This window comes from Cyanobium sp. NIVA-CYA 375, assembly GCF_056108345.1.
Genome location: NZ_JBSYHW010000125.1, coordinates 1 through 3,838, shown reverse-complemented (window position 1 = coordinate 3,838; position 3,838 = coordinate 1). Strand labels below are relative to the sequence as shown.

The following is a 3,838-nucleotide window of genomic DNA, read 5'->3' as shown; positions in this document are numbered from 1 at the left end:
CGGAGGCATGACGTAGGAATGCCTCAGACTGAGGAAGCCCGGAGCAAGCCACTGGTGGGCAACCCAAGAGTTTTGGACCTGGGCCTGTTTGGGCTGCAGCGGAATCCCTGAGCAGGCGCGAGTGGGTGGAGCAAGGCCGGATGTGCAGCCTGTTCAGCGAAGAGCTGGAATCCCAGAGCGGGAGCGAGCGGGTGGAAGGTCGGAGCGATCAAACACCCGAAATTCGGTTGTTTGAGTCGGCTTGCTTCCCTGACTACCCCAGCTCAGATCTTTCTCAAGCGCCTCTTATTCAGGTGATGCACCGCATGCACCACCACGCCCGGATTGGTTTAAGGGAAGTTCAGCTCTAGCAGAGCTACTGCTCTTCTGCCTGTTGCGCCTGCAGCGTGTGCCTGTGCTGCACAGGCTTGGAACCACGGCCACACCTCGAGAAAAGTGAGTTTGTGGATGGGGCTGGCATGGATCTCTGGGTGCTTCAAAAGCGACCGACCGGAATGGTCGAGCCCTACGAGCTGATGCGGTTACGGGAGGAGGCGCGCGCTCTTGACATCCGCATTGAGGCCGTCGCACCAGAAGAAATCGATCTAATCGTTAGCCGCGGTGGCCGGCGATCCATTCGGCGCTGCGGCGCCGAGGTTCATCTCCCCGATGTCTTACTGCCCCGTACTGGTAGTGGCACGGATTACTTCTCATTGGCGATCCTGCGGCAGCTGGAGCACCTAGGCGTGGCTGTGGTTAATCCCAGCAGCGCCATCGAGGCGGTCAAGGACAAGCTCTATGCCCACCAGATCCTTGCCCAGAGCAATTTGCCAATTCCACGGACCATGCTGGTGCGCTTTCCAGTCGATCCCCATCTAGTCGCCCAACAGATTGGCTTTCCCTGTGTCATCAAGCTGCTGGTTGGCTCTTATGGCGACGGTGTTGTGCTCAGCCGTGACCCAGCCAGCTTCCGTGACCTGATGGAGCTGGTCTCGGGGCTGGATCGCTCCCAGAGCCTGATCTTGCAGCAGTACATCGGCACAAGACCCGGAAAGGACCTGCGGGTCTGGGTAATTGGCGGCCAGGTCATTGGCGCCATGTTGCGCAGCAGCACCGATGGCAGTTTCAAGGCAAACATCAGTAGGGGTGGAGATGGACAGGCATTTCCCCTTAACCCAGAGCTGGAGCGACTGGCGCGCGATTCAGCCGCCGCATTGAACCTCGACATAGCTGGTGTCGACCTGCTGTTTGATGGCGATGGTTACAGCATCTGCGAGGTCAATAGCGCCCCAGGCTTTCAGGGCTTTGAGACAGCTACAGGCTTGAACGTGGCCCGCCTGGTGCTTGAGCACTGCAGGTCAAGCATGCAGTTATTGCTGCCAGTGCAGCAGCAAGAAAGAACGATCCCGCCAGAGCTTGCTTGTGTGGTTTGAGCAAGTTCTGGCGCTGGAGGCTCGGCACCAACCTCAAGGGCCCGAACTGCAAGCCCTTAAGTCCGCGACCTGATTGCTAGCTACTGGATTGTTGTGCTCTCAGCAGATCGCTCCTGCGATCGCAACGCTCCGCCAAGGCACTAATGCGCTGCAATGTGCCTCAGGGAACCTGGCAGCAGGCACCAGTTCACGCGAGCTTGAGCTCATCTCTGTTTTGAGTAGATGAGCTGGTCTGATCTGGAGCGGTTGGTGGCTGATGCAGAAAGCAGCCCGGCGCGCCAGCAGACCCTCAGCCAGTGCCGTAGTCGCCAGGAGCTCCTGCGCACCGCCCGCCAGCTGGGCTATCGGCTCACCAGATCTGACCTGCAAAACGCCTCGATGGAGCACCACAACACAGCGGAGCCGCAAGAGGTCGATCAAGCCTCCAATTACTAAGCCCAAACGCTTCTGCAATGACTGGCGTGCTCTAGCCAGTCGCCTGCCCCAGCCAGTCCCCCGAGCCCGCTCGAGCCACACAGCGAAGCCGGGCGCGACAGCATGTAACGAAGTCGTTACATGGCTCTCATGACAGTCGGGGAAGTCTTTCTGGAGTCCATCTCTAGTGGTGTGATCACGGAGCATGAGATCTCCTGGGTTGCCTCCCATCAAGGCGCCTTTGCCCGGCACGAGGAAGCCCTGGCGCTACGGCTGGGGCGCTTAGTAGATGAGGGACAGATCAACCTCGGCTGCCGCCTGCCGAGTCGTCTTGTCCAGCACAAGCTTGTGCTCAACGAATGGATCGAACCGCTGGGCCGCCGCCGCGGCAGGGCCGCGGTTTGCGCCTGACGCCCCAGCAGCTCCAATGACCCAAGCCAAAACACTGCATTACTGGCAGAACATGCGGATCGCCATGGAGGCGGCAGGGGCAACCTCAAGTGCCATCTACAAACGAGCCCTGGCGATCACCCAGGGGCTTCCAGATCCCCTGGCAGCTCAGGATTCAGCTCGTTCGTAACCGCTTGTCCCCTTTCTGAGGCGGGGGACGCAGGTCCGGCGGCCCTTCAAGGAAGCCAGGTCAGGTGCACAACCCTCACCCCCTTGCCACAACCGTTCACACCCTGTTACATTGGCCGTAACAATCCGTTACACACATGGCTGACTCCACCACCCGCTTTGGTTTCGTTGCTTTCGCTGAGACTTGGAACGGCCGTATGGCCATGCTCGGCTTTGTGATCGGTCTTGGCACCGAGCTCCTGACAGGTCAGGGCATCCTTTCCCAAATTGGTTTGGGTTGAGCGTCATGGAAACCGATTACACCGTTGCAATTTCAGTTGTTGCTCTGATCACTGCCGTGCTCTCTGCAATGACCATCTACGTCCTGAGCCGTCCGACTGATCTAGCCAAGAGGGTTGGATGATTTCCGCAATCACCATCGTTCTTATCGGTGCCTGGATTGTTGGTGCTCTCAACCAGCCAGATCTTGCTGATTGAGCCTCTAGCTCTTGCTTCTTCTGCTTCCAAGCAACTGTTCCGCCACTAAAAGCCATGACCAACACTCCTTCTAACGACCCAGCGCTTAATAACAGTGCGGAACAGCTGACCCTCATGGAGCAGCTCAAGCAAGTTGAATTGTTTAACGGCCGCGCCGCCATGGTTGGCATCGTCACCGGCATCGTGGTGGAAGGCCTCACCGGCTTTGGCATCGCTCATCAAATCGGCCTCGGCGCCGTTGTGGATGGCTACGCCGCCTGCCGCACTCAGTTTCTGCCCTTCTGCTTCTGAGCTGCTTTAGGCCTTTTGCTTTTGACCCCTAGGTAATACCTGGGGGTTTTTGTTTGACGCCAATGGATTAGCCGGCGGCCTCCAAGGCCGCCGGCAGGCCGGCTAGACGGACCAGCGCAGGTGAGGCTCGAGCTCTTGGGGCTCTTCTTCCAGTTGGATCAACCACCAGGCTGCTGGATAGGCGGGCTCGGGCTGTGGCTCCTGCCATTGACCGGAAACTTGTGCTTCTTCCCAAGCATCAATGAGGGACAACATGGTGGTGGAGAGCTGGAACATCGCTGTGATGCAAAGAACGCGCACCTGACACCCCGAGAAGCGGGGAAAACTGGAGAGTAGGGCGTGGAGCTGCTGCGCTTAGCCCGGCCTGCAGCTAGAGCGAGCTGGCATAGCGCAAATAATCCATTCAAGCTTTTTGCTACGAGTTGCCAGCTCCGAGGCGCCGGAGGCACACAGCTATATAGCAGCGCTGCTCGCTGAGCAGCAGCGATTGAAATTGTTGCAGGCTGGCATCAACTTCTGTTTTGCAACCGTCTTTTCCCAGCCCTCCAAGATTGACTTTTTGGTTCACGCTAAAGCCTCTGGCTATCAGGTCATTCTGGTGATGATTCATCTGGTTTCTCCGCATCTGAACCTAGCTCTCATTGCAATGCGAGTCAGCGAGGGTG

Annotated in this window: 6 protein-coding genes; 5 read left to right on the top strand and 1 reads right to left on the bottom strand. The window is 58.3% G+C overall.

Annotated elements, in window-relative coordinates; all coding sequences use genetic code 11:
• Nucleotides 1–407: 407 nt before the first annotated feature.
• The 5 genes from AC01FP_RS16340 to AC01FP_RS16320 all read left to right on the top strand — a co-directional run bounded on the left by AC01FP_RS16340 (nt 408) and on the right by AC01FP_RS16320 (nt 3,173).
• Nucleotides 408–1,412, top strand: coding sequence for an ATP-grasp domain-containing protein (locus AC01FP_RS16340; protein ID WP_474481727.1), 1,005 nt, complete (start codon nt 408–410; stop codon nt 1,410–1,412).
• 222 nt (nt 1,413–1,634) lie between these two features.
• On the top strand, nt 1,635–1,847 hold the full coding sequence (locus tag AC01FP_RS16335; RefSeq protein ID WP_474481726.1) for a Nif11-like leader peptide family natural product precursor: 213 nt from the start codon (nt 1,635–1,637) through the stop codon (nt 1,845–1,847).
• Between the two features lie 129 nt (nt 1,848–1,976).
• The gene (locus AC01FP_RS16330) at nt 1,977–2,237 is read left to right on the top strand and encodes a hypothetical protein (protein ID WP_254936676.1); all 261 of its coding nucleotides are present in this window, start codon (nt 1,977–1,979) and stop codon (nt 2,235–2,237) included.
• A gap of 305 nt (nt 2,238–2,542) precedes the next feature.
• A complete protein-coding gene (locus tag AC01FP_RS16325) occupies nt 2,543–2,686 on the top strand; it encodes a chlorophyll a/b-binding protein (protein WP_254962025.1) in 144 nt (47 codons plus the stop codon).
• A gap of 250 nt (nt 2,687–2,936) precedes the next feature.
• Nucleotides 2,937–3,173, top strand: a complete 237-nt coding sequence (locus AC01FP_RS16320) for a high light inducible protein (RefSeq protein WP_474481725.1) — start codon at nt 2,937–2,939, stop codon at nt 3,171–3,173.
• Nucleotides 3,174–3,275: 102 nt separating this feature from the next.
• Here the strand turns inward: AC01FP_RS16320 and AC01FP_RS16315 are convergent, their stop codons facing one another.
• A complete protein-coding gene (locus AC01FP_RS16315; protein WP_474481724.1) occupies nt 3,276–3,449 on the bottom strand; it encodes a hypothetical protein in 174 nt (57 codons plus the stop codon).
• Nucleotides 3,450–3,838: the final 389 nt, after the last annotated feature.